1 protein-coding gene is annotated in these 264 nt (G+C 51.1%); it reads left to right on the plus strand.

The features are described from left to right. Window positions 1-82: 82 nt before the first annotated feature. Window positions 83-264 (plus strand): hypothetical protein (locus AC1RPU_RS07770; RefSeq protein ID WP_481769608.1); only part of this gene is annotated, 182 nt, incomplete at its 3' end.

Below are 264 nucleotides of genomic sequence, written 5' to 3' on the forward strand. Positions count from 1 at the left end.
CGCCACATTCAAACGCTACTGGCCTAAGTCTGCACAGATGTGGAATTGGGAAGAGAATGAGTACGTAACATAAGGAGATCAAGTGGCAGAGTTTGTGGCTGTGGGAGATGCACACTTCACCGATTCCTCAGGATCGGGAGGTCTTTCGAAGTACGTACAAAATCCGGACAAGATGGTCGCTGACGAGATTAGGCGAGGTCCCGTCACGTACGCACGTGACAACGGTATCAGCAACATCTTGCTGCTAGGTGACCAGTATGACGG

The sequence above is a fragment of the Dellaglioa sp. CoH-55-MRSF-7 genome (assembly GCF_056782235.1).